This window comes from Thalassotalea montiporae (assembly GCF_053485855.1).
Window position 1 is genome coordinate 600,515 of sequence record NZ_JBQRUO010000001.1, and the last position, 24,573, is coordinate 625,087.

The following is a 24,573-nucleotide window of genomic DNA, read 5'->3' on the forward strand; positions in this document are numbered from 1 at the left end:
TTAGCGCTTAATACCGCAGCTTTGCTTCCTAAAACTCAAATTACGCTGACACCATGCAAAAACAAATCATTCGCCGCACGCCAGTTGCCGACCTACATTTACCGATGAATCTTCACCCTGTGGTACGTCAGCTTTATGCCAGTCGAGGTGTCGCGGGTGATCATGAGCTTGAATTAACGCTTAAGCAAATGGCGCCAGTAACTAGCTTGAAGGGTTTAGCTGCGGGCTGTGACATTCTTTATCTAGCACTGCAAACAGGCAAACGCATTACCATCGTCGGCGATTTTGATGCCGATGGCGCAACCAGCACAGCGTTGATGATGGAAGCCTTAACCTTGCTAGGCAGCCGCTCGCATAATTTTATTGTGCCGAATCGCTTTGAATACGGCTATGGTTTGTCACCAGAAATCGTGGAAATTGCCCATCAGCAAGGGGCTGAGCTGATCATTACCGTCGATAACGGTATTAGCTGCTTTGCGGGTATTGAGCGCGCGCGATCGCTTGGCATGCAGGTGATAGTTACAGATCATCACTTGCCCGGTGAAAAGCTACCGCCTGCCGATGCCATTATTAACCCCAATCAGTACGACTGTCAGTTCCCGTCAAAAGCCTTAGCTGGCGTGGGTGTTGCTTTCTATTTTATGCTGGCACTGCGTAAACTGCTGCGTGATGAAAACTGGTTTGCTAACCAACAAATACCAGAGCCGAACCTTGCACAATTACTCGATTTAGTGGCGTTAGGTACGGTCGCTGATGTGGTGCCGCTTGATGCCAATAACCGTATTTTGGTAGCACAAGGGTTAAAACGTATTCGCGCGGGTTTCACACGCCCCGGTATTCAAGCGTTAATTGAAATCGCTAAACGCGATCAAGCTAAGCTAGTCGCGGCGGACTTTGGCTTTGCCCTTGGCCCACGGATTAATGCGGCAGGGCGATTGGATGATATGTCGTATGGCATTAATTGCTTGCTGGCTAATGATTTAATGGAAGCGCGGGTAATGGCGTCAGAGTTGGATGAACTCAATAAAGCCCGCCGCGAAATTGAACAAGGGATGCAAGTGGAAGCGGAGCGCGTGCTTGCGAGCCTTAAGTTTTCAGAAGACAACTTGCCTTTTGCCATTGCGCTATTTCAAAAAGACTGGCACCAAGGGGTCATTGGTATTGTCGCCGGTCGCTTAAAAGAGAAGTTCCACCGTCCGAGTATTGTGTTTGCTGCTGCGGATGCTGACTTTCCTGATAAAGATGGCGTTTTTGATAACGAACAGGAAATCAAAGGCTCAGCACGTTCAATCCCAGGCTTACATATTCGTGACTTACTTGAGCATATCGATAGCCAACATCCGAATATTATTATCAAGTTTGGCGGTCATGCCATGGCAGCAGGCTTGTCGATTCAGGCGAAAAACTTCGATCAGTTTAATCAGCTGTTTAGCCAATATGCCGAAGCTTGGTTAGACAAAGAGCAACTCACCGGTACGCTGCTATCTGATGGCGAATTACCCGCCTCGTTAATGACCATTGAATTTGCGGATTTACTACAAGAAGCAGGCCCTTGGGGGCAACAATTCCCTGAACCACTATTTGACGATGAATTTGAGCTGTTACAACAGCGTATAGTTGGCGAAAAACACTTAAAGCTGGTGGTGCAAAAAGACAATATTGCCTTTGATGCCATCGCTTTTAATATTGATGTCAAAGCGTGGCCGAATAGTCAGGCGAAAAAGGCCCATATCGCCTATAAATTATCGGTCAATGAGTTTCGCGGTAAGCAAAATGTTCAATTGATGGTGGAGCATTTGAAAGCCTTGTAAAAAGCGCTATTTTTAGCCGCCTATTTAGCCATGCATTTACTCGTTTAATTAGCCATTTATTTAGTCGTTTAATTAGACAGGCAATTGAGCTACAATGCCGGACTTTTCCAATCGGCATTTTGATAAGAGTTTTCGACCCGAATGTTTGAAGTTAATCCTGTATTAAACACCATTAAAGACATTAAAGAACGCACCACCATGCTTAGGGGGTATCTTTGACTACGAAGTCAAAGCTGAGCGTTTAGTCGAAGTTACTCGCGAATTAGAATTACCGGAAATTTGGAACGAGCCAGAGCGCGCACAAGCGCTGGGTAAAGAGCGCTCGGCGCTTGAAGCTGTGGTCAACACCATTGAGCAGCTCGAAGCAGGCTGTGAAGATATTGAAGGCTTAGTTGAGCTGGCGATTGAAGCTGAAGACGAAGATACTTTCAACGAAGCTGAAGCCGAAGCACAAGAACTGGTAGAGCAGCTTGAAAAGCTAGAGTTTCGCCGTATGTTTGCTGGCGAGCAAGATGAAAACGATTGTTACCTCGACATTCAATCAGGCTCAGGTGGTACCGAAGCGCAAGACTGGGCAGAAATGCTGATGCGTATGTACCTGCGCTGGGGTGAAGCACACGGCTTTAAAACTGAAGTAATTGAAGTGTCAGACGGTGACGTTGCCGGTATTAAAGGTTGCACCATTAAATACTCTGGTGAATATGCTTATGGTTGGCTACGCACTGAGACGGGCGTGCATCGTTTAGTACGTAAGTCACCATTCGATTCTAGTGGTCGTCGTCATACCTCATTTGCTTCAGCGTTTATTTACCCTGAAATTGACGACAATATCGAAATTGATATTAACCCAGCCGATTTACGCGTTGATACATTCCGCGCGTCAGGTGCTGGTGGTCAGCACGTTAACAAAACCGATTCAGCGATTCGTATTACCCATATTCCTACGGGCGCTGTGGTGGCATGTCAAAACGATCGCTCACAACACAAGAACCGTGCAACAGCCATGAAGCTTTTAAAAGCTAAGCTGTATGAAATGGAAATTCAAAAGCAAAACGAAGATAAACAAGCGCTCGAAGAAGGGAAATCAGATATCGGCTGGGGCAGCCAAATTCGCTCTTACGTATTAGACGATAGCCGGATTAAAGATTTACGAACTGGCGTGGAAAACCGCAATACCCAAGCGGTATTAGACGGTGATTTAGACAAATTTATTGAAGCTAGCTTGAAGTCTGGTCTTTAATAACCCAATTTTTTGAATATTAACTAAGCTAACCTGCGAAATGTTAGCTGTATTTTAACCAAGTTTGAGACTGAAAATGACAGACCAAGCAAATCAAGACGAAAATAAATTAATCGCCGAGCGTCGCGGCAAATTAGCGCAAATTCGCGAAAACTGCCCGGCTAATGGCCATCCAAACCAGTTTGACCGAAAACACTATGCAGCTGATTTACAAGCTGCCCACGGTGAGAAAGACAAAGAAACGCTTGAAGCTGAAACTGACGTTTACAGCATTGCTGGTCGTGTGATGGCTAAGCGTGGTCCATTCTTGGTATTACAAGATATGACGGGTCGCATTCAAGCCTACGCTGATAAAACCGTACAGAAAGACATTAAAGCCCGTTTAGGCGGTGTGCTGGATATCGGTGATATCGTTGGCGTAACAGGTACTTTGCACAAATCAGGCAAAGGCGATTTGTATGTAAATATGGACAAGTACGAGTTACTCACTAAGTCGCTACGTCCATTACCTGAAAAATTCCACGGCTTACAAGATACGGAAACTAAGTACCGTCAGCGTTACGTGGATTTGATCACTAACGAAGAAACCCGTGAAACATTCCGTATTCGCTCGAAAATTGTTGAAGGTATTCGTCGCTTCCTAGCGGATCGCGACTTTATGGAAGTGGAAACGCCAATGCTACAAACCATTCCAGGTGGTGCAACGGCGAAACCATTTATTACTCACCACAATGCGTTAGACGTACAAATGTACATGCGTATTGCCCCTGAGCTTTACCTTAAGCGCTTAGTGGTTGGTGGTTTTGAGCGTGTTTTCGAAATTAACCGTAACTTCCGTAACGAAGGCTTATCAACACGTCACAACCCAGAATTCACTATGATTGAATTCTACCAAGCGTACGCTGACTACCATGACTTAATGAACTTAACTGAAGACATGCTACGCACGCTTGCGGAAGATGTGATGGGTAATCCAGTGATCCGCAACACCGTGAAAAACGCTGAAGGCGAAGTGGTAGAAGAGAAGTTCTACGACTTTGGTAAGCCATTTGTGCGTTTATCTATGGTTGACGCGATTTTGAAATACGCACCAGAAGGCATGGTAACCAGCGAAGATGAAGCGGCACTGCGCGACCCTGAAAACAACTTCGACACCATCAAAGCATTAGCGAAAAAAGCACATGTGAAAGAAGGTGATGCGGCGAAAGTATGGGGTCCAGGTAAGTACATTTGTGAAATCTTCGAAGAAGTCGCTGAGCACTTACTTGACCAGCCGACGTTTATCACTGAATACCCGTGGGAAGTATCGCCACTGGCACGTCGTAACGACGAAAACCCATTCATTACTGACCGTTTTGAATTCTTCGTTGGTGGTCGTGAGTTAGCGAATGGTTTCTCTGAGCTTAACGATGCCGAAGACCAAGCCGAACGTTTCCGTAAGCAAGTGGAAGAGAAAGACGCGGGTGATGATGAAGCGATGCACTTTGATGAAGACTACATCAACGCACTTGAGTACGGCTTGCCACCAACAGCCGGTGAAGGTATTGGTATCGACCGCTTAGTGATGTTATTCACTGACTCGCCAACCATTAAAGACGTGATTTTATTCCCGCATATGCGTCCGCTAGCGGAATAAGCATAAGTAGCTGCTATTTAGCCTTGTGCTAATCTTGCTGCCTAAAATACGTCCCGTTCCAAAATAGATGAAGAAAAGCCCAAACAAACGTTTGGGCTTTTTTGTTTTCTAGCTCGCTCTTAACGCGATTCAACAGCCCTAGTTATTTTTCATGTTAACCCTTGCGAGGTTCGCACTTGACGATACGAAATGTGCAGAAGTTGTGCAGATTTTGCTCAGAGTGTGAAGTTTCAATGGAGTTCCTTTGGGCTTTATGACAAGCACTGAACCTAACACCTACAATGCCATCAGAGTTGATGAACAGGACATTCTGGAAATGGATTTTTCAATCGCGCACTAAGTATTGCGTTGACGGGGTTTCTTCCTTAGTCACAAAAATACTGACTTAACAGCGTGGGTAATTGCCAAATACAGCCATAAAAATTTGTGGTGCAGGCGAACCGCCCACTAATTCAATTCAGTTTGTAGGGCATGAAATGATGAAAAAAACAGGTTTTAATTATACCGCATTGGCAGTGTGTTTAGCGCTAACAGGGTGTGGTGGTAGCAGCGACAGCGAGACAAGTACAAATAGCAGCAGTAATGTGTTACCCCTTGTTGATGCAGGCGCGAGACAAGACGTTGATGAGCGCAGCTTTGTTACTTTATCAGGCACTGCTACTGATGCTGAAGGGGAAGTGAGCTTTGTTTGGCAACAGGTTTCGGGCACACCTGTTAATTTAAACAACACCAATACACTTACCCCAAGTTTTCGCGCACCTGCAACTACCAATGATGAGAGTTTAGTCTTTAGGCTAACCGTCACTGATAGTGACAATGCCAGCTCGTCAGACGAGGTTAGCATACAGGTTAGCGACCGAAGAGCCTCTCCACAGGGTATTAACGAGAATGCTCAAGACAGGAGAAATCAGGCAAATAACAATAGACGCAATGACCCTCGTTTTGTTAATAACCGCGAGGTCAGAACGATTGATGGCTCTTTCAACAATCAAACAAATACGCTTTGGGGCTCTTCATTTAGCCATTTAGCGCGTTGGGCAGTCGCTGACTATGAAGATGGTATTGCTTCATTAGCAGGAGCTGCGCGTCCAAGTGCTAGGGTTGTGTCGAATAATATTCATGCTCAAGAAGATGGTGAAATCATACCAAATACTTTTGGTACCACAGATTTTCTTTGGCAGTGGGGGCAATTTCTTGACCATGATATTGGCGTTACCGATGGTGTTGAAGAAGCCGCTGATATTGCTGTGCCACGTGGCGACACCTATTTCGACCCTCGCGGTACTGGCGAACAAACTATTCTGTTCTCGCGGGCCTTGTTTGACCACAACACTGGTACTGACCAAAGCAATCCGCGTGAGCAAGAGAATGAACTTACGGCCTGGATCGATGGCAGCATGATCTACGGCTCAGATGACGAACGTGCACTTGCATTGCGAGTAAGTGAACAGAGCCCTTATTTGGCGACTAGCGAAGGTAACTTGCTACCTTTTAATATTAATGGGCAGACCAACGCAAATGCCTTTGCTGTTGATGATGAGCAACTGTTCTTGGCGGGGGATATTCGTGCCAATGAACAGGTAGGCCTAGCGGTTATGCATACATTATGGGTACGTGAGCACAACCGCATTGCTACCAATATGGCGCAGGCGAACCCTGATGCCAGTGGTGAGCAAATATATCAAGCGGCAAGGCGACTAGTAATCGCGAAAATTCAGATTATCACCTATCAAGAATACTTACCGGCGCTCATTGGAGAGGACGCAATTAGTGATTATCGTGGCTACAATGCGGCGGTAAATCCAGGCCTATTCAATGAGTTTGCAGTTGCGGCTTATCGCTATGGCCATTCATTAGTTAACAATCAACTACTGCGCCTAGATGCTCAAGGCAATAGCATTGAGGCTGGCGCTTTATCATTGCGTGATGCCTTTTTTACCGCCCCTAACTTGCTGACTAATGAAACAAGCATAGACCCTATTTTGAGAGGTCAGGCGAGTCAACTTAGTCAAAAACTTGATGTTAATGTAACCCATGAACTGCGAAATTTCTTGTTCGGACAGCCAGGAGCGGGAGGCTTAGATCTGGTTTCACTTAACATTCAACGTGGACGAGATCATGGGGTACCCTCGTACAACGATATGCGAGATGTGTTTGGTTTTGAGCGTGTTACCAGCTTCAATGAAATTACTTCAAACTCTGAGCTTGCAGCAGCGTTGGCGCAAACATATGAAACGGTTGACGATATTGACTTGTTTACTGGAGGACTGGCTGAAGACCCGCTTAGCGAAGTCGGCTCACAAATGGGAGAGTTATTCCGTGCCATGCACATTCGCCAGTTTGAAGCCTTTCGAGACGGCGATCGCTTTTGGTATCAGCGTTACTTGTCGCCAGAAGAGTTAAGGTTAGTAGAAGGCACGACTTTAGCCGAAGTTATTCGAGCCAATACCAGTATAGGCAGTGAGCTTCAAGACAGTGTTTTTTATCTAAAAAGAAACTAATCTTGTGACGTTATGTTGATGATATAGTGACCTGCTAGTAACAACTCAAATAAAAAGCACCTTTAGGTGCTTTTTTACTCAAGAGATCAAACAATTATCTTAAAGTAGAGTATGGATAACATAACTGCACTGCCAAATTGCACTAGCGATAGGGCATTTCAAGGTTACGCGAAAAACAGTAGCGAGAAGCAGATTAGTTATGAAAGGCTGAGGTTCTCTCGCTACTTTTTATTAGATGATATTGGCCATGGCGCTTACCCTTTGCCTACATAAATGGAGTTGCTATAGTATTTCTAATTTGCAAAGGAGCTGCTTATGAACAAGCGTTACTCATTAATATTTTTAATTCTCGTCCACTTTCCTTTTAGTTCTGCAGCTATTGCTAAGCTGCCATCTGAAACGTCGCCACAAGAACAGTCTAGTCATGAGGCTGCCAGAGCTAAGCAAATTTTATCTACTGAAATAACGCAGATTATTGATGCTAAAGCTAAGCTTCGCGTGCCGCCAAAATTTCCAATTAGTGAGGCTAAAAAGGGAATAGATGGCTGGGTAAGACTGAGCTTTATTGTTGAGCCTGACGGTTCAACCAGTAATGTCGTTATTTTGGAATCAACAGGGCGCAAGAGCTTTGAACGAGAAGCGTTAAAAGCACTTAAGCAATGGCAATATGAGCCTGCAATGGAAGGTGGTAAGCCGATCCAACAGTGTAAAAATAGTGTTCAAATTGACTTTAAAATGGCCCGTGAGCAAGAAGGCGTTTCAAGACGTTTTCTCAGCTTATATCGTAAGCTTGAAAAAGCCTTTAATAAAAATATTCAGGAAGATATCACTGAGCTAATTGATAAGCTTGAAAGCTATGAGGTAAAAACGCTACGCGAGTCATTTTATAAATATCAGTTAATGACACGCTATGCAAAGCACCAGCAAAATAAGCGAAAAGAGCTTAATTACCTTAACAAAACATTTCAATTCTCTGGCGTTAGCGGCTTCTTTGACCATAAACGCGCAGTACAAAGTGATACTGTCGATGCTGTTGGCGTCAAAGTGAAACAGGGTGAATCTGCAGACGAAGCTATTTCAGCGAGCACGCAACGACACTATAAGTTTCTTGATGCAGCATTATTTCCAGTGTTACATGACAAGCTTTTATTAGAACTCGACTTTGGCCGTGTCGGCGATGCGTTAGATACCGTTGATAAGCTTTTGTTACTGTCCTCTGCCAAACCTAACTGGCCGGCATACCAACAGCAAAAACAAACGCTTATTGATTTTATTGCCAGTGATACGCCAATAGTTACCCAAGGTTTTATCGGGAAAAGAGACTTTTGGCAGCACACCTTAATTCGCAATGAGTTCCAACTCGCAGATGTCTCAGGGGAGCTGCACAAGCTGGACATACGCTGTCGTAATAAACGCCACGTTTACACTGTTAATGAGCAATCTATTTGGAAAATTCCGCAGAGCTGGCAAGGCTGTAATGTCCTTGTTTATGGCGATAACAAGGCGAGCTTCAAATTAGTTGAACTAAATCCAAGCAATACAGCTAAGCAGCTAAAAAGTGCGGTGGCAGAAAAGCCAAGATTACAGGGTTAGTAGTTCATGGTTAATAATTCAGGGCTTCTAATTCAGGGTAATAAGGCTTAGGGTTTTTGTCTCTCTTATTTTTGTGCACAAAAAAACATCAAAAAAGTTGTAATAAAAATAAGCTCCTGATGACTAGTGGGGGGAGTGCTTAGTCATCACTGATTTTACTTTGTTTAATCGTTTGGGAGCTGAATATGGAAATTATTGAAAAAACTGTTTTAATCTTCACTATTGTGGCCTCGATTGCAGGACTTGCTTGGCTAGATAAGCGTTTCGCTTTAGGTTTATCTCGAGGAATGAGCCTAGGTGTTTCATTAGAGGATAAAGACGCGCTGATAGAATCGGAATTAAAGCGCCAAATAGAAGAAAAATCTCAAGAAGTAGAGTCACTTAAAGCGCGAGTAGCGACCTTAGAGCGGATTATTACTGACCCTGCCGAGCAATTAAAACGTGAAATAGATCGACTTTAATCATTTATATGCATTTACTAGTCAGCTGGCGCCGAACCTATCGGTATTTTTCAAACTAGCTGGCGCTTAATTTTTTAACACGCATTACTTTTTAACCAGCTAGGCTGTGTTAGAGTATGTTCGCTAACCGAAAACAATAAGGAATAACGAAATGGCATTTGAGGTAAAGTTTGAATTAAAAGATTCAGATTTAGCGCATTTTCGCGAAGTAATGAAAAAAGCGATTGACGGTGCATCGCACTTAAGTGAAGACGATATTCTGGCTAAGGCCAAAGAGCTTAGTGCGAGCGTGCAAGCAGATGTGCCAGAGTTCGTCGCCGACCGTTTACGTAAGCTCGAAGTTTTAGTCACCATGGTAGAAGATGCCCAATGGAAATTAGACGGGGAAGAGCGAGCGAATGTGCTAAGTGCACTAGCTTACTTTAGTGATCCAGAAGATTTAGTACCGGATCATATTCCAGCACTAGGCTTTTTAGATGATGCGATTATGATTGAGTTAGTTGTAGAAGATTTACAAGACGATATCGAAGCATTTGAAGAGTTTTGTGCATACCGTGAACGTGAGCAAGGCCGTGCCGGCGATAAAGAAATTACTACAGAAGATTGGCTAGATTCAAAACGCAGAGAGTTGCATAGCCGTATGCGTAATCGTCGCAGCTCACGACGCAGTGGACGCTCAGGCTTCCGCTCAATTTTTTAAGTTATTGCTGTTAAGGCCAAAGCTCATACAGGTTATAGCTATTTGTGCTTAAGCTATTAACCTAAGTTAAATAATTAAATAAAAAAAGCCTCAATTTTACGAAAAATTGAGGCTTTTTTTATTGTCGTCTTAAGTTAGCGATTAACTACCGCAGCCACAGCTATCACCACAGCCGCCTTCTTCGCTTTTCTCACTATGCACATGGCCGTGTTCTAGCTCTTCTGCAGTCGCTTCACGTACTTCTAGAATTTCTACGTCGAAGTGTAAATCAATACCTGCTAGCGGGTGGTTACCATCAACGGTAATTTCTTCGTCAGTAACATCCACAACGATAACCGTTTGCTCGCCTTCATCTGTTGTTGCGCGCAGTTGCATGCCAACTTGTAAGTCATCCACACCTTCCATCACGGCTTTTGGTACGGTTTGCACGTATTCGTCGAAACGCTCACCGTAAGCAAGGTCGGCAGCCACATCTACTTCAAATGTGTCACCAGCTTCGCGGCCGTCTAGAGCTTGCTCAAGACCCGGAATTAAGTAGCCAGTACCTTGGATAATATTAAGTGGCTCATGATCGTAAGAGCTGTCGATTAAGGTACCTTCGCTATCTGATACTGCGTAGTGAAGTTTAACAACTGCATTGTTTGAAATTTTCATAAAATTAAAGCGCTCGTAAAATTAAATAATAGGGTGAATAAATAAAACTAAGCTTTTTCACTTGGCGTTATTCATCTGCATTCTGTGTATGTTCATATGGTAGTGCGGTTAAAAAAAGTTTAACACTGTCGTTATCTTTAACCCTAAGCACGTCGCTGTCAGATAATTCATTGGCAACAACGGCTTGAATATAAAGCTCACCAGTATCGGCTTGGTAGCTAGCAAGTACATCTCCGCCGGTACGCCAGTTTTCAGCCATTTGTTTTTCGAAGCCAATGGCTGAGGCGAGCGTCGTTTCGCTGTGGCCTGTTAACAGTGCCATCATTTTTTTGTTTTTGCCTAAATACTGCATGCGGGCGACAGTTTCTTGGCCTAAGTAGCAGCCTTTTGTAAAGCTAATTCCGTCGAGTTTATCTAGGTTGAGCATTTGTGGAACGTACTTGGCTACTGTGCTCTCGTTAAGTTGTGGAAAGCCTTCGCTAATCTCCAATAGCTGCCATGCTTCGGGGCTAATTTGCTCTGCTTCAATTGTACCTAGCAGTTGTTCGCTCTCTTCAGCGCTAGCAACAACTAAATAACGAGTGATTTTGCCTGCCAAGTAAACGATACTTGCGCCTTGGAGCGTAACAACGGGAGTTAGGGCGTCAGGTAAGCTGCCAACTTGGTTGGCTAATTGTTGACTCACATCTTCGCCAACCAGGCAAGTAAAGGTGAGTTCTGTTGCTTGGCTAATCTCTACTTTGGCAAATACACCAAACTTTTGTAATTCTGCAAGTGAACTTTTGACTGAGTTTTCAAGCTGAACAAGTAACAATGCACCTTGGTGTGTCATTAGCCTGAATACTGATAACACTTTACCTTTGGCATCGCAATGGGCACCGTGCTGCAAGCTGTGAGCATGTTGCTCATTAACGTCGCAAGTCACTTGCCCTTGCAGGTATTTTTGCTGCTCTTCACCGGCAAGTTTGATCGCAGACAGTTGCGGCAAAGGCATCATAAAATTGGGGGGCAGTGTCGAAAGATTCGGTAGTGCTGAGCTCATGTGGTGATTAATGCAGAAAATTAGGTTTGAAATACAAGTATAGGCAGATTCAAAAAAAACAAGCGAAAGCTTGGACTTTATTTCAATTGGTATTATTTGTGAAATTGGTAGAATGCAGCTAGTTTTGATTATGAGGAAAAGAAATGTCGTTAGCTAAAAATAAAGCGCGCCTAAAATGGGCATGTCGTCGTGGTATGTTGGAGCTTGACGTACTGTTTATGCCGTTTGTTGAAAACGCTTATGACGACTTAACTGAAGAACACAAGCGAGAGTTTGAGCGTTTGCTAGAATGCGACGACCCTGAGCTTTTCGCCTGGTTTATGGGACACGAGGAATGTGAAGACCCAGCACTTAAGGAAATCGTGCAAATTATTCTTAACCGCATCAAAGTGTGATATTCGCTACACCCCAATAAAAGTTAATTGGCTGCTCGCTGTTGGCTGCTCTTTGCTGACAGCTTGTTATCTTGTTTTTTATTTTACGCAAATCAACGCACAAACCGCGCAGTGGTTATGGCATGGGCTGCTATTACTTTTCGCTTCCAGTGCCGCACTAATTTATCTAACCAAGCGTTACTTTTTTGAGTCCCAGTCTGAACAGCTAACCATAGCGCTGCCTGAGCATGAGATAAATTGGCGGCAAGGTACTTATGTGGCAGACAGTGCCAGTCGATTGAGCTTTTTAGGCTTTTGGTTGGTGTTGTTAGATAAAACGGAAGTGCTAGACAAACAGGCAGCAGGACTGGCAGGCAAAAATACAATAGCTCGAATACGAAAGAATGTTCAGTACGAGCTGTTTATCTATCGTTCTCAGCTAAATTATCAACAAGTTTGCTATTTAAGCTATTTAATTAAAGCGGCACAAAAGGGCCGCTAGCTTAACTGGCCTTGAACTTCTCTTGAGTGATTCGGTGACAATATTGTATTGCCAGAAGACGGCGCTAATTCAGGGTAGTCTAGCGTGTAGTGCAAGCCGCGACTTTCTTTGCGAAGCAATGCACTTTTAATAATTAATTCAGCAACCTGTACTAAGTTTCTTAGTTCTAATAAGTTGTTGCTGACACGGAAGTTTTGATAGTACTCGTCAATTTCACGTTGCAGCAGCTCAACGCGATGCAATGCACGCTCTAAACGTTTGGTTGTACGCACAATACCGACATAATCCCACATAAATAAACGCAGTTCGTGCCAGTTATGTTGAATTACCACTTCTTCGTCTGAATCCGTCACACGGCTTTCATCCCACTTTGGCAGTTTTAGGTACTTTTGCGGAGTTTTTAAATGGTTAGCAATATCGCTTGCTGCCGCACGAGCGAATACTAAACACTCTAAGAGTGAATTACTCGCCATACGATTAGCACCATGTAAACCGGTATAGGCCACTTCACCGATGGCATACAAGTTTTCAACATCAGTTCGGCCATTCTTATCAATCATCACGCCACCACAGGTATAGTGTGCGGCTGGTACGACAGGAATAGGTTGTTTGGTCATATCAATACCAAGCGACATGGTTTTTTGATAAATCGTTGGGAAATGCTGCTTGATAAACTCTGCTGGCTTGTGGCTAATATCAAGGTACATGCAATCGGCGCCTAGACGCTTCATCTCATAATCAATTGCCCGGGCAACGATATCGCGTGGGGCTAATTCTGCACGCTCATCAAACTCTGGCATAAAGCGACTACCGTTAGGCCGACGCAAAATTGCACCTTCGCCGCGTAGTGCCTCAGTTAGCAAGAAAGTGCCAGCATCAGGGTGATACAAGCAGGTTGGGTGAAATTGATTAAATTCCATATTTGCGACGCGACAACCAGCGCGCCATGCCATAGCAACACCGTCACCACTGGCGACATCTGGGTTTGAGGTATATTGGTATACCTTGCTGGCGCCGCCTGTGGCTAAGATGGTTTTGCGGGCGTGAATGGTTTCCACCTTTTCACTATTGCGGTTCCAAATGTAGGCACCCACACAGGCTTTTTCAGCACCTTCGTCTGAGTTGTTAATTAAATCAATTGCGTTGTAACGTTCAAACACGCGAATACGATTGTGTTGTTTAATACGCGTTGACAAGGTTTCTTGCACCGCTTGTCCTGTAGCGTCAGCAGAATGCAGAATGCGGCGGTGGCTGTGGCCGCCTTCACGGGTTAAGTGATATTTCGCGTCGCCACTGTCACTTTCTTCTTGGTCAAACTCTACCCCTTGTTCAATCAGCCATTCCAAACAGGCTTTGGCATTTTCTGCGGTAAAGCGCACAACATCTTCTTCACAAATGCCAGCGCCGGCAATCAGTGTGTCTTGCACGTGAGAGTCAATACTATCGTTTTCATCAAAAACAGCAGCGATACCGCCTTGTGCGTAATAAGTTGAGCCTTCATTAATTGGCCCTTTACTTAATACAATAACATCGGCGTTTTTCGCTAAATGCAGGGCTAAGGTTAAACCTGCTGCACCGCTGCCAATAATTAACACGTCACAATTGTGCTGTTTGCTCATAATGCTCTCTATTTGATTGCTTTTTTACTGCCTAGCCAGGCCGTTAAAGGTGTAAAAATCACAATATTACGTTAATCTAATTGCAACGGATTTTAGCGTGTAACTTGCTAATCGAATAGTCATAGCTGATGGTTATTCGCTCAATTAACAATTTTTTTCGATTTTTTCGAACTTTATGAGATGCGTATAGTCATAACAGTTGCGTTTGTCATGAGCCAGATGTTGAGTTAAGTAGTTTTGTAGGAGATATGGCTCATATGAGCGAACAGTTAATCGATCAGGAATTGGTCGAGAGAGTACAACGTGGAGACAAAGGGGCTTTTAATTTACTGGTTACCAAGTATCAATCAAAAGTCTCTAGCTTGGTTGGACGTCATGTCAAAAATCAGGCTGATGTGCCAGATATTGTACAAGAAGCATTTATCAAAGCGTATCGGGCACTACCTAACTTTCGTGGGGAAAGTGCGTTTTATACCTGGTTATACCGAATCGCTGTCAACTGCTCAAAAAACCATTTGGTTGCGGGTAGTCGCAAACCACCTAGCTCTGATGTTGAGGTGGAAGACGCCGAGTTTTATGAAGGCGGCGATGCACTAAGAGAAAATGCTTCACCTGAGCGTATGCTGCTAACTGATGAGATCAAACGAGTTGTGTTTGAAACCATGGAGCAGCTACCGGAAGATTTACGTTTAGCCATTAACTTTCGTGAGATTGAAGGGCTAAGCTATGAAGAAATCGCAACCATTATGGAATGCCCAGTGGGTACTGTAAGGTCAAGAATTTTCCGAGCGCGTGATGCAATAGATAAAAAGATTAGCCCTTTGCTTAAGCGGTAGAAAGCCAAGTGCTGGGAAACCAAAAGTAGAGAATCAAAAGGTGGCTGCGTTAAAGCTGCAACCTAATAGCTAATCAGTAAAAGATATTCAGCAAGAACCATTAAGCGTAAAATGTAGGTGCGCTAACCAAAAGGTGTTTTTATGAGTGATAATAAGTTTGAAACCGTCTCAGGTATTATCGACAGTTACCAGCAAGACGTTGAAAAACTTGATAGTGTATTGGCCGATAGCGAAGCGGCTAAGCGCTGGGAAAACTATCATCTGATCGGTGATGTGTTAAGAGATGAAACACCAAAATCTGTGCCGTTTGATTTATCTGCACAAATCGCGGCAGCGATTGCCGACGAGCCAACAGTATTAGCACCTAAACGTCGTACTTTCATTAGCGCAGCCAAAGCGAAAGTGGTTCAATTTGGTAAGCCATTTGGGCAAGTAGCGATTGCGGCGTCTGCTGCGGGTTTAATGATTTTAGGTGTTCAACAAACCAATGTTGCAGACAATGAAGTGATTACACCTGCCCAGCAAGTGATTCAAACAACACCGTTTGTGGGTGTCGCTGACCCTGTTAGTCTGAACTACCAAACCCCAGATCGCGCTGCGCAAAAACAAGCATACTTGGAACAACAGCGCCGTTTCCAAGCACTGTTAGCAGATCACCAGCAGCAAGTTAAGCTTAGTGCTGTAGCTAAAGGCACAGCAGCTAAAGCAACTGAGTTAGAAAGTGATAAAGCGGCAGATATTACGTCAGAGAATAAGGCTGAAAATACTCCTCAATGAAATTAATTAGTAGTTTGGCACTGCTGTTAAGTGTTAGCTTTTCAGCAGTGGCAATGGAAAGTGAACAAGCACAGTCTTGGTTAAAGCGACTTTCCGATTCACTGAACAACCTCAATTTCACCACGTCATTTGTTGTCGTTAAAAATAACCAAGCTGAGCCTTACCACTGGTTTCACGGTATTAGCGGTGATGACAAGCAATTAGAAATATTATCACTGCTTAATGGTCCTCGCCGTGACGTGCTTCGCCGCGGAGAGATTGTCAGCTATATCGAGCCAGAGCTTCCCCCTTACTCGGTTGCTGCAAGTCATATTAGTGGGCCTATACCAGCGATTTTTAGCCAAGATGTTTCTCGCCTTGAAGACAACTATGAGTTTATTTCTGTTGGACGTAGCCGTGTTTTGGGTAAAGCTGCTCAACTTATTCGAATAGTTGCCAGAGATGGTCATAGATTAGGGCATTGGCTGTGGTTAGACATGGACACTGGCTTGCCACTAAAAATGGCGTTAATTACCCGCAAGGGCCAATTGCTAGAGCAAATTCAATTTACTCACCTTGAAATCACAGAGCAGCCATCAGAAAGCTTAAAACAGCTAGAAAGCGCAGAGCTGCCGCAAGTGCTGGCATTACCCGATAGCCAAACTCAAGCATTTGCTTGGCAAGTAAACTGGTTGCCTGCTGGCTTTGAGCGAGTCAGTGCGAATCGCCATCGCATCGCTAACACAAAACAGCCAGTTGAATTTATGCTATTTAATGACGGATTAGTGGATATTTCTGTTTACGTGAACCCAAGTCAGGAAAAGCAACGAGCTGTTGAGTTTGTCATGAATGGTGCAACTGTTGTCTTAAACCAGATAACGAATGGTATTGAGGTCAGTGTTGTTGGTAAAATACCATCGGCAACGGCTAAAGCAATTGCAGATTCAGTGGCACTGAATGGCTCAAATCAAACAGATGCAGGTGCTCAGTAGCTAAAAAGTCAGTAAAATGCTCACCAAACAAGAGCTCCAAAAACGTTCAGTAAAAAGGTTAAGAGACAACAAGAGTGGACAACGAATAATGGATGAAAAAGCGACCATTGTTGAAGTTAACAACCACAGTGTGGTGGTTGAAAGCCAAGTTAAGTCCACCTGCAGCCAGTGCCAACAAGTGGACAACTGTGGCAGCGGGCTTGTCGCTAAAGCTTTACCACAACAAAAGCTGCGCGTGGAAATTGTTACGCAAGAACAGTTCACCGTTGGTGAGCAAGTGATTATCACTATCCCTGAGCAAGCTATGCTAGCAGTAGCTTGGCAAGTGTATTTATGGCCTGTTATCGGTTTAATGCTCGGCGCTGGCCTAGGTCAACTATTGCTACTTAACGGCATATTAAGCCATGAATTGTCAACCATTATGATGGGCTTGGTTGGCGGATTTGTGGGCTTTAAATGGGCAAAAGCCAGATTGGATAACAACCCGAAACAACAAGCGCTAGTGCCAACGATTAAACAACGTTTAATTCCTACTTTAGCGACACCAATTTCATAGTTAGCCCTTGCCTGCTGATGCAAATAAAAAGTGAACTGGCTAGTTTTTCGGTTCACTTGCTACGTTTTTTAACATCTTTTTCAGTGCTATTGGGCAACTATCTCAGCCCAGCTATAGCCCCAGCGCGGTAAATTAGCTAAAATCTCGCCATTCTAGATTTTGCAGCTTTTTTTATACATTCCAGTTTATGAAACATATCCGAAATTTCTCCATTATTGCCCATATTGATCACGGTAAATCGACCTTATCAGATCGTCTAATTCAACATTGTGGCGGTTTGTCTGATCGTGAAATGGAAGCACAAGTTTTGGATTCAATGGATCTTGAACGCGAGCGCGGTATCACCATCAAAGCACAAAGTGTGACGTTAGACTACAAAGCCCGTGACGGTGAAACTTACCAGCTGAACTTTATCGACACACCAGGCCACGTTGACTTCTCCTACGAAGTATCCCGCTCGTTAGCGTCATGTGAAGGTGCGCTGTTAGTTGTTGATGCCGGCCAAGGTGTTGAAGCACAAACGGTAGCCAACTGTTACACCGCAATTGATTTTGATATGGAAGTACTGCCGATCCTTAACAAAATCGATTTACCACAAGCTGACCCTGAGCGCGTTTGTGAAGAAATTGAAGATATTATCGGTATTGATGCGACAGGCGCGGTATCTTGTTCGGCAAAAACCGGTATCGGTATTGAAGATGTTTTAGAGTGCATTGTTGAAAACATTCCTGCGCCAGAAGGCAACCCAGACGATAACCTACAAGCGCTAATTATCGACTCTTGGTTTGATAACTACCAAGGTGTTGTTTCACTTGTACGTGTGATGAACGGTGAAGTTCGTGCGGGTGACAAGATGGTTGTTATGTCGACGGGCCAAACTCACATTATTGATAAAGTCGGTATTTTTACCCCTAAGCAAACCGAAACTGGCGTATTAAAAACGGGTGAAGTTGGCTTTATTATCGCGGGTATTAAAGAAATTCACGGTGCGCCAGTAGGTGACACCATCACTATTGCGAAAAAGGAAGCAGAAGCACCGCTGCCGGGCTTTAAAAAAGTACAACCGCAAGTATACGCGGGTATCTTCCCAATCAGCTCTGACGATTATGAAAACTTCCGCGATGCGCTAAACAAGCTGAGCTTGAATGACGCTTCGTTATTCTTCGAGCCAGAGAACTCATCAGCACTAGGTTTTGGTTTCCGCGTTGGTTTCCTTGGCATGTTGCACATGGAAATTATTCAAGAGCGTTTAGCGCGTGAATATGACCTAGATCTGATCACTACAGCACCAACGGTAAACTACGAAGTAGAAACTACCCGTGGTGAAGTGCTGCAAATTGATAATCCAACAGATTTACCACCGATTAACGAAATTGCCGAAATTCGCGAGCCAATCGTTCAAGCGAATATTCTTGTGCCGCAAGAGCACTTGGGTAACGTGATTACCTTGTGTATTGAAAAGCGCGGTGTGCAAAAAGACTTGGTTTACCACGGCAATCAAGTGGCGGTAACTTACGAGTTGCCAATGGCCGAAGTGGTGATGGATTTCTTCGATAAATTGAAATCTACGAGTCGTGGTTATGCATCATTAGATTACCATTTTGTTCGCTTCCAACCAGCTGACATGGTGCGTGTAGACGTGATGATCAATGGTGATCGCGTTGATGCACTGGCAATGATCACCCACCGTTCAAACTCAGTACCTCGTGGTCGTGACTTGGTGGAAAAATTACGTGAGCTTATTCATCGCCAAATGTTTGATATTGCCATTCAGGCAGCGATTGGTAACAACATTATTGCCCGTAGTACTATCAAGCAAATGCGCAAGAACGTAACAGCTAAATGTTACGGTGGTGATGTCAGTCGTAAGAAGAAACTATTGCAGAAGCAAAAGGAAGGTAAAAAGCGCATGAAGCAGTTGGGTAACGTTGAAGTACCACAAGAAGCGTTTTTAGCCGTATTGAAACTCGATAAGTAATCTCGACTTCCGCCTAGGCTTAGCTTGGTTTAACTATCTATTAACTAAGCCGAAAGCGAAAAGGAAAAAAGAGAATAAATCTCGAAGAGGACAAACCCGAAGAGGACAAGATAGGACAATTATGGCCGTATATTTCTCTCTGTTTTTAGTATTAGCAACTGTCGTCACTGGTGTGGTTTGGGTTGCTGATAAGTTTTATTTGGCGCCACAGCGTCGTTTAAAGTTGGCAGATGCCATTGCTGAGCGCGGTGATGCGCTAAGCGACGAAGCGAAGGCAAAAATCAGCGAGCCTAATGCGCTGACAGATACAGCGGTACAGGTCTTCCCTGTAATTGCTTTTGTCTTAATTTTACGTTCGTTTTTGTATGAGCCATTCCAAATTCCGTCTGGCTCTATGATGCCAACTTTGCTCGATGGCGACTTTATCCTAGTGAACAAGTTCAACTACGGGTTAAAAGATCCAGTTGCCCGCAATAAGTTTTGGGAAAACGGCTTGCCAGAGCGTGGTGATATTGTGGTCTTTAAATACCCAGTTGACCCAAGAATTGATTACATCAAGCGTGTCATTGGCTTACCAGGTGACCGCGTCATTTATCGTAACAAGTCGTTATATATCAAACCTGCGTGCCAGCCAACGGATGACGTTTGCCCTGAGTTTGAACAAGTAGTGCAAGATTTTGAATCAAAAGGTGAATACGTTGATAACGGCTTTGAGCTAACCCGTTACACGTCAAATATGCCTAACAAAACGCATGAGATTTTAGTGAACAATAATACGTTACCACGCACTGGACACTACTTTAACCAAGCGGGGACGCAGCGCGATGAATTCGTTGTGCCAGCAGGTCAATATTTTGTCATGGGTGATAACCGCGATAACAGCTTAGATGGTCGTTTCTGGGGCTTTGTTCCTGAAGCCAATATGGTCGGTGAAGCGGTGGCTATTTGGATGAGCTTTGGCTTTGAACGTGGCGAAGATAGCTGGGTACCAGATTGGATGCCAAGCTGGTTCCCGTCATCGGTGCGTTTTTCTCGTATTGGTGGTATTGAGTAGTGATTAGGAATACCCCAGAAGCATTAGCTAGACTAAGCAAGCGCTTAGGCTATCGCTTCACAGAGCAAAAATTACTGCTGCAAGCCTTAACACATCGCAGTGCCAAAGGTTTGCATAATGAGCGTTTAGAGTTTCTTGGCGACTCAATTTTGGGTTTTATTATTGCAGAGCAGTTATATCAGCAATTTCCGAAGGAAAGTGAAGGTGAGCTAACTCGCATGCGTTCAAGCTTAGTGCGTGGTGTTACGTTAGCGCAAATGGCACGTGACTTTAAGTTAGGTGAGCATTTAATTTTAGGGCCTGGCGAAAAGAAAAGTGGCGGTCATCGCCGCGACTCGATTTTAGAAGATGCGGTGGAAGCCATTATCGGCGCAATCTATTTGGATGCGGATATCGAAACCTGTAAAACACTGGTACTAAAATGGTTTGCGCCGCGCCTTGCTGAAATTCAACCAGGCATTACCCAGAAAGACCCGAAAACTCGCTTACAGGAATACCTACAAGCACGCAAAATTGCCCTGCCGCAATATGAAGTGATCGATATAAAAGGACAGTCACATAACCAAGAATTTACGGTCAAATGTACGACCGATATTAATCAACAGGCTATTATTACCAAAGGCAGTAGCCGTCGTAAGGCAGAGCAAGCTGCCGCTCAGCAAGTGTTGGAGATGATAGAAAATGACAGCTGATACTCAAAAGTGTGGTTTGGTTGCCATTGTCGGTCGTCCAAATGTCGGTAAATCAACCTTACTCAATGCTCTACTTGGCCAAAAGGTCAGTATTACCTCACGTAAGCCACAAACTACGCGCCATCGCATTTTAGGGATTTTAACCGAAGACGAATACCAAGCTGTGCTGGTTGACACTCCAGGTTTACACTCGGAAGAAAAGCGTGCCATTAACCGTTTAATGAACCGCGCTGCGAGTAGCTCAATTTCCGAAGTTGAATTGATTGTCTTCTTAGTTGAAGGGACGCATTGGACAGGTGATGATGAGCTGGTGCTTAATAAGGTTAAGCAAAGTGGTGTGCCGTGTATTTTGGCGATTAACAAAATCGACAACGTACAAGATAAAGAAGAATTACTACCGCACCTACAAAAGCTAGGTGAAATGCATGACTTTAAAGACATTATGCCAATCTCTGCAACGAAAGGGGATAATGTTGAGAAGATAAAACAGCTTTGTTTTGATGCCTTACCTGAAGGTGGTTTCTGGTTCCCAGAAGATTATATTACCGATCGTTCTAGTCGTTTTATGGCGTCTGAAATTTTACGTGAAAAGTTAATGCGTTTCACAGGTGATGAATTGCCATACTCAACGACAGTAGAAATCGAGCAGTTTAAGCAAGACGAGAAAGGTATTTTACATATTAATGCCTTAGTCTTGGTTGAGCGCAATAGCCAAAAACGGATGATCATCGGCAATAAAGGTGAAAAACTGAAAACCATGGGCCAAGAAGCCCGCCGTGATATGCAGGCACTTTTTGGTCAACAAGTGTTTTTAGAGACTTGGGTAAAAGTGAAAACCGGTTGGGCAGATGATGAACGAGCGTTGCGCAGCCTTGGTTATGGTGACGATTACTCTGGTTAGCTTGTTTAGCAATAAGTCCTCTGATTAAACGCGCTAGAGGTGATTTAGCACTTGCACACTCCACAGCCACAAGCCGCATTCTTACTCCATAGTCGGCCTTACCAAGAGCACAAGCTTTTGGTTGAGCTATTAACGGCAGAAGACGGGAAGGTTGCCGCCGTGGTTTATGCTGGCAAAAGTGCTAAATCGAATAAAAAAGCCTTACTTCAGCCATTTCTGCCACTGACGGTCACGCTTAAAGGTAAAAGTCAGCTTAAGTCGCTGCAAACCATCGAGGCCAATGGTAAGTCCTTGTTACTCAGCGGTGAGTCATTATATTGCAGCTTTTATGTTAATGAGTTACTGGTGAGGTTGCTACCTGAACAAGTGCCTTGCCCTTGGTTATTTGAACGCTACCAACAAACCTTATTGTGCTTAGCCAAGCAAGGTGTTAGCCAACAAGCACTGCGACAGTTTGAGTTGGCTTTGCTAGAAGAGCTAGGCATAGGGCTAGATTTCTTTGCGCTGCAAAGCATTCAAACCGATACCGTTAGCTTTAATCTTGACTCTGGCTTTACTGAGCCGATTTCGAGCTTACCTACGTATTCAAAAACAGCATTGCTTGGTATTGCCTCAGGGGAGTTTAACGATAAGGCAAACCTTTATACAGCGAAAACCTTAATGCGTAATATCATCAATCAATTGCTCGGTAACAAACCACTTAACAGCCGAAGCCTGTTTGATAAAAAATAATACCAATTGAATTAATTAATTGGTCAATTCAGAGCGCTGTCAGCGGTGGGAGAACAAGCCAAATTTTTGTTGATATAGTTGTTCTACATCTCATCAATTTGGCGCAGTTATCGCGACGCTGACACGCTCCCAAAGGGCGAGTTTAAAAGGTTCATATGCTGCGTTATTGATTTTGACAAGGGAGCGACCATTCTCTGCAATCAATGCCTTGCCTCTGAACCTTTTAATTCTCGCTGAATGATTAAGTATTTATTTCAATTGGTATAAGATAGTTTGAGAAAAGAGACTCATTTATGAAGGACATTTTATTAGGGGTCAATGTTGACCATATCGCTACACTGCGCCAAGCGCGTGGCACGACTTACCCAGATCCTGTACATGCGGCGAGCGTTGCTGAACATGCTGGCGCTGATGGCATTACCATTCATTTACGTGAAGACCGCCGTCATATTCAAGATCGTGATGTGCATGTAATGAAAGAAACCTTGCAAACACGTATGAACCTAGAGATGGCCGTGACCGAAGAAATGATCGCCATTGCCTGCGACGTTAAGCCGACCTTTGTTTGCTTAGTACCGGAAAAACGTGAAGAGTTAACCACTGAAGGCGGTTTAGACGTGGCGGGGCAGTTAGCTAAAGTAACGGATGCTGTTGAACGATTAGCGGATGCCGGTATTTTGGTTAGCCTATTTATTGATGCCGACAATGCGCAAATTGACGCTGCAAAAGCCGCTAAAGCACCTTTTATCGAAATTCATACTGGTCATTACGCCGATGCAACAAGCGAGGAAGCACAGCTTGCTGAGCTAGCAAGGCTTCGCCAAGGTATTGAATATGCTGATAGCATTGGGTTGAAGGTCAACGCTGGTCATGGTCTTAACTATCACAATGTTAAACCGATCGCTGCCATTGAGCAGATCATCGAATTGAACATAGGGCATGCGATTATTGCCCGCGCTGCGATTGATGGCCTAGAAAAAGCTACTCGTGATATGAAGCGACTAATGCTTGAGGCACGTCAGTAATGTCTGTGGTTGGTGTTGGCACTGATATTGTTGAAGTAAGCCGTATTGCGCAAATGAAAGACGCGGCCAAACAACGCTTAGCAGAGCGAGTGTTAACCGCGAGCGAACTTGCGATTTATTCAGCCCATCACCAGCCACAAGCTGACAGCTTTCTTGCCAAACGTTGGGCGGCAAAAGAAGCGGCGGCAAAATCATTAGGTACTGGGATTGCCGATGGCGTTTCTTTTCAACACTTTATTATTGAAAACCTACCCTCAGGTGCGCCAGTCTTAACCTTATCTGATCGCGCCTTAGTGCTTGCTACCGAGCTTGGTGCCAGTCATTGGCATATTTCTATATCTGATGAGAAGCATTACGCACTCGCTTTTGTTGTCTTGTCGAGCTAGCAATAATTGGTAATGAAAGTAATTATCTATATCGGTTACAATTTTTTTGTTAATAAATTGTTAACTGGTATAGAAAAGTGCTTTTGTTTAGCTATACTCAGAATGGTTAAGCAGTAACAAAGGCCTTTGAAATTAACCATGCAATCTGAAAAAAAGCCCTTGGTTGAACGCCGTGGTGTCCAGCCAGAACATTCCGTGTGGTGGGATAAACTCACATTAGCACAAAAATTTTCTGCCAGTAGTCTTGGTAAGTTTGGTTATGAGCTACAGTTTGTTCGCTCTGGCGACCACGGAAGCCTAGCCGTGCTGACATGCAACAATGGTATTGCTACCATTAGTGACGATGGTGAGATAGATACATCCCCAAGCATTCAAATACGCTAGCCAGCATATTTAGCTAGCACTTCAGCCTTAGAGCCACTCAAAGGCTCTACATAAACCCAAGCAGCCATAAACTACCATTTAATCTAACCTGCCTTTTGAACGCCTTGATAGCTTTGTTTATTTACAAATCTGTAGTTTATTTCTAGTT

Annotated in this window: 24 protein-coding genes; 21 read left to right on the forward strand and 3 right to left on the reverse strand. The window is 44.1% G+C overall.

Going from position 1 to position 24,573, the window contains the following annotated elements; genetic code table 11:
• The first annotated feature begins 53 nt into the window (after positions 1–53).
• The 7 genes from recJ to ACSLUR_RS02550 all read left to right on the forward strand — a co-directional run bounded on the left by recJ (position 54) and on the right by ACSLUR_RS02550 (position 9,942).
• The gene (gene recJ / locus ACSLUR_RS02520) at positions 54–1,811 is read left to right on the forward strand and encodes a single-stranded-DNA-specific exonuclease RecJ (protein ID WP_448551498.1); all 1,758 of its coding nucleotides are present in this window, start codon (positions 54–56) and stop codon (positions 1,809–1,811) included.
• 141 nt (positions 1,812–1,952) lie between these two features.
• Positions 1,953–3,051, forward strand: a protein-coding gene (gene prfB / locus ACSLUR_RS02525) for a peptide chain release factor 2 (protein WP_448551500.1) whose coding sequence is annotated in 2 segments (ribosomal slippage) — positions 1,953–2,027 and positions 2,029–3,051 — 1,098 coding nt in all. Because the reading frame shifts where the segments join, the coding sequence is not laid out codon by codon here.
• Between the two features lie 76 nt (positions 3,052–3,127).
• The gene (lysS, locus tag ACSLUR_RS02530) at positions 3,128–4,687 is read left to right on the forward strand and encodes a lysine--tRNA ligase (protein ID WP_448551502.1); all 1,560 of its coding nucleotides are present in this window, start codon (positions 3,128–3,130) and stop codon (positions 4,685–4,687) included.
• 476 nt (positions 4,688–5,163) lie between these two features.
• Complete coding sequence (locus tag ACSLUR_RS02535) at positions 5,164–7,188, forward strand: peroxidase family protein (protein WP_448551504.1); 2,025 nt, start codon at positions 5,164–5,166, stop codon at positions 7,186–7,188.
• Between the two features lie 315 nt (positions 7,189–7,503).
• Positions 7,504–8,781, forward strand: coding sequence for an energy transducer TonB (locus ACSLUR_RS02540; protein WP_448551506.1), 1,278 nt, complete (start codon positions 7,504–7,506; stop codon positions 8,779–8,781).
• Between the two features lie 185 nt (positions 8,782–8,966).
• Positions 8,967–9,242, forward strand: a complete 276-nt coding sequence (locus ACSLUR_RS02545; protein ID WP_448551508.1) for a hypothetical protein — start codon at positions 8,967–8,969, stop codon at positions 9,240–9,242.
• A gap of 151 nt (positions 9,243–9,393) precedes the next feature.
• A complete protein-coding gene (locus ACSLUR_RS02550) occupies positions 9,394–9,942 on the forward strand; it encodes a YkvA family protein (protein ID WP_448551509.1) in 549 nt (182 codons plus the stop codon).
• 141 nt (positions 9,943–10,083) lie between these two features.
• On the opposite strand, the gene ACSLUR_RS02555 is transcribed toward ACSLUR_RS02550, so the two are convergent.
• Positions 10,084–10,596, reverse strand: coding sequence for an FKBP-type peptidyl-prolyl cis-trans isomerase (locus ACSLUR_RS02555; protein WP_448551511.1), 513 nt, complete (start codon positions 10,594–10,596; stop codon positions 10,084–10,086).
• Between the two features lie 67 nt (positions 10,597–10,663).
• Entirely contained in the window at positions 10,664–11,638 is a 975-nt protein-coding gene (gene ygfZ / locus ACSLUR_RS02560) for a tRNA-modifying protein YgfZ (protein WP_448551514.1), read from the reverse strand.
• A gap of 143 nt (positions 11,639–11,781) precedes the next feature.
• Here ygfZ and ACSLUR_RS02565 point away from each other — a divergent pair, with 143 nt between their 5' ends.
• Both ACSLUR_RS02565 and ACSLUR_RS02570 read left to right on the forward strand, forming a co-directional pair.
• Positions 11,782–12,033: an FAD assembly factor SdhE gene (locus ACSLUR_RS02565; protein ID WP_115999186.1), complete on the forward strand. Its 252-nt coding sequence runs from the start codon at positions 11,782–11,784 to the stop codon at positions 12,031–12,033.
• 52 nt (positions 12,034–12,085) lie between these two features.
• Positions 12,086–12,514 carry a hypothetical protein gene (locus ACSLUR_RS02570; protein ID WP_448551516.1) on the forward strand — a complete coding sequence of 143 codons (429 nt, stop codon included), beginning with the start codon at positions 12,086–12,088 and terminating at the stop codon, positions 12,512–12,514.
• On the opposite strand, the gene nadB is transcribed toward ACSLUR_RS02570, so the two are convergent.
• Positions 12,511–14,133: an L-aspartate oxidase gene (nadB, locus tag ACSLUR_RS02575; protein WP_448551518.1), complete on the reverse strand. Its 1,623-nt coding sequence runs from the start codon at positions 14,131–14,133 to the stop codon at positions 12,511–12,513. The genes ACSLUR_RS02570 and nadB overlap by 4 nt on opposite strands.
• Positions 14,134–14,390: 257 nt before the next feature.
• On the opposite strand from nadB, the gene rpoE reads away from it, so the two are divergent.
• The 12 genes from rpoE to ACSLUR_RS02635 all read left to right on the forward strand — a co-directional run bounded on the left by rpoE (position 14,391) and on the right by ACSLUR_RS02635 (position 24,425).
• Positions 14,391–14,969 (forward strand): RNA polymerase sigma factor RpoE, encoded by a 579-nt coding sequence (gene rpoE, locus ACSLUR_RS02580; protein ID WP_115999189.1) that lies wholly within the window; start codon positions 14,391–14,393, stop codon positions 14,967–14,969.
• Between the two features lie 141 nt (positions 14,970–15,110).
• A complete protein-coding gene (locus ACSLUR_RS02585) occupies positions 15,111–15,746 on the forward strand; it encodes a sigma-E factor negative regulatory protein (protein WP_448551521.1) in 636 nt (211 codons plus the stop codon).
• Entirely contained in the window at positions 15,743–16,717 is a 975-nt protein-coding gene (locus ACSLUR_RS02590) for a MucB/RseB family sigma factor regulatory protein (protein ID WP_448551523.1), read from the forward strand. Before ACSLUR_RS02585 ends, ACSLUR_RS02590 begins: the two co-directional genes overlap by 4 nt.
• Before the next feature lie 88 nt (positions 16,718–16,805).
• Positions 16,806–17,273 carry a SoxR reducing system RseC family protein gene (locus tag ACSLUR_RS02595; RefSeq protein ID WP_448551525.1) on the forward strand — a complete coding sequence of 156 codons (468 nt, stop codon included), beginning with the start codon at positions 16,806–16,808 and terminating at the stop codon, positions 17,271–17,273.
• A gap of 187 nt (positions 17,274–17,460) precedes the next feature.
• Positions 17,461–19,251: a translation elongation factor 4 gene (gene lepA / locus ACSLUR_RS02600; RefSeq protein WP_115999193.1), complete on the forward strand. Its 1,791-nt coding sequence runs from the start codon at positions 17,461–17,463 to the stop codon at positions 19,249–19,251.
• A gap of 121 nt (positions 19,252–19,372) precedes the next feature.
• On the forward strand, positions 19,373–20,305 hold the full coding sequence (gene lepB / locus ACSLUR_RS02605; RefSeq protein WP_448551527.1) for a signal peptidase I: 933 nt from the start codon (positions 19,373–19,375) through the stop codon (positions 20,303–20,305).
• A gap of 2 nt (positions 20,306–20,307) precedes the next feature.
• Positions 20,308–20,997 carry a ribonuclease III gene (gene rnc, locus ACSLUR_RS02610; RefSeq protein ID WP_448552969.1) on the forward strand — a complete coding sequence of 230 codons (690 nt, stop codon included), beginning with the start codon at positions 20,308–20,310 and terminating at the stop codon, positions 20,995–20,997.
• The gene (gene era, locus ACSLUR_RS02615; protein ID WP_448551529.1) at positions 20,987–21,898 is read left to right on the forward strand and encodes a GTPase Era; all 912 of its coding nucleotides are present in this window, start codon (positions 20,987–20,989) and stop codon (positions 21,896–21,898) included. Before rnc ends, era begins: the two co-directional genes overlap by 11 nt.
• A 51-nt stretch (positions 21,899–21,949) precedes the next feature.
• Positions 21,950–22,630, forward strand: coding sequence for a DNA repair protein RecO (gene recO / locus ACSLUR_RS02620; RefSeq protein WP_448551531.1), 681 nt, complete (start codon positions 21,950–21,952; stop codon positions 22,628–22,630).
• Positions 22,631–22,923: 293 nt separating this feature from the next.
• Positions 22,924–23,655 carry a pyridoxine 5'-phosphate synthase gene (pdxJ, locus tag ACSLUR_RS02625; protein ID WP_115999197.1) on the forward strand — a complete coding sequence of 244 codons (732 nt, stop codon included), beginning with the start codon at positions 22,924–22,926 and terminating at the stop codon, positions 23,653–23,655.
• Positions 23,655–24,041, forward strand: coding sequence for a holo-ACP synthase (gene acpS / locus ACSLUR_RS02630; RefSeq protein WP_448551534.1), 387 nt, complete (start codon positions 23,655–23,657; stop codon positions 24,039–24,041). Before pdxJ ends, acpS begins: the two co-directional genes overlap by 1 nt.
• 138 nt (positions 24,042–24,179) lie before the next feature.
• Positions 24,180–24,425, forward strand: coding sequence for a hypothetical protein (locus ACSLUR_RS02635; RefSeq protein ID WP_115999199.1), 246 nt, complete (start codon positions 24,180–24,182; stop codon positions 24,423–24,425).
• The last annotated feature ends 148 nt before the right edge of the window (positions 24,426–24,573 follow it).

Coding starts and splice junctions, on each gene's coding strand:
- recJ (WP_448551498.1), top strand. CDS start 54: ATGCAAAAACAAATCATTCGCCGCACGCCAGTTGCCGACCTACATTTA.
- lysS (WP_448551502.1), top strand. CDS start 3,128: ATGACAGACCAAGCAAATCAAGACGAAAATAAATTAATCGCCGAGCGT.
- ACSLUR_RS02535 (WP_448551504.1), top strand. CDS start 5,164: ATGATGAAAAAAACAGGTTTTAATTATACCGCATTGGCAGTGTGTTTA.
- ACSLUR_RS02540 (WP_448551506.1), top strand. CDS start 7,504: ATGAACAAGCGTTACTCATTAATATTTTTAATTCTCGTCCACTTTCCT.
- ACSLUR_RS02545 (WP_448551508.1), top strand. CDS start 8,967: ATGGAAATTATTGAAAAAACTGTTTTAATCTTCACTATTGTGGCCTCG.
- ACSLUR_RS02550 (WP_448551509.1), top strand. CDS start 9,394: ATGGCATTTGAGGTAAAGTTTGAATTAAAAGATTCAGATTTAGCGCAT.
- ACSLUR_RS02555 (WP_448551511.1), bottom strand. CDS start 10,596: ATGAAAATTTCAAACAATGCAGTTGTTAAACTTCACTACGCAGTATCA.
- ygfZ (WP_448551514.1), bottom strand. CDS start 11,638: ATGAGCTCAGCACTACCGAATCTTTCGACACTGCCCCCCAATTTTATG.
- ACSLUR_RS02565 (WP_115999186.1), top strand. CDS start 11,782: ATGTCGTTAGCTAAAAATAAAGCGCGCCTAAAATGGGCATGTCGTCGT.
- nadB (WP_448551518.1), bottom strand. CDS start 14,133: ATGAGCAAACAGCACAATTGTGACGTGTTAATTATTGGCAGCGGTGCA.
- rpoE (WP_115999189.1), top strand. CDS start 14,391: ATGAGCGAACAGTTAATCGATCAGGAATTGGTCGAGAGAGTACAACGT.
- ACSLUR_RS02585 (WP_448551521.1), top strand. CDS start 15,111: ATGAGTGATAATAAGTTTGAAACCGTCTCAGGTATTATCGACAGTTAC.
- ACSLUR_RS02590 (WP_448551523.1), top strand. CDS start 15,743: ATGAAATTAATTAGTAGTTTGGCACTGCTGTTAAGTGTTAGCTTTTCA.
- ACSLUR_RS02595 (WP_448551525.1), top strand. CDS start 16,806: ATGGATGAAAAAGCGACCATTGTTGAAGTTAACAACCACAGTGTGGTG.
- lepA (WP_115999193.1), top strand. CDS start 17,461: ATGAAACATATCCGAAATTTCTCCATTATTGCCCATATTGATCACGGT.
- lepB (WP_448551527.1), top strand. CDS start 19,373: ATGGCCGTATATTTCTCTCTGTTTTTAGTATTAGCAACTGTCGTCACT.
- era (WP_448551529.1), top strand. CDS start 20,987: ATGACAGCTGATACTCAAAAGTGTGGTTTGGTTGCCATTGTCGGTCGT.
- pdxJ (WP_115999197.1), top strand. CDS start 22,924: ATGAAGGACATTTTATTAGGGGTCAATGTTGACCATATCGCTACACTG.
- acpS (WP_448551534.1), top strand. CDS start 23,655: ATGTCTGTGGTTGGTGTTGGCACTGATATTGTTGAAGTAAGCCGTATT.
- ACSLUR_RS02635 (WP_115999199.1), top strand. CDS start 24,180: ATGCAATCTGAAAAAAAGCCCTTGGTTGAACGCCGTGGTGTCCAGCCA.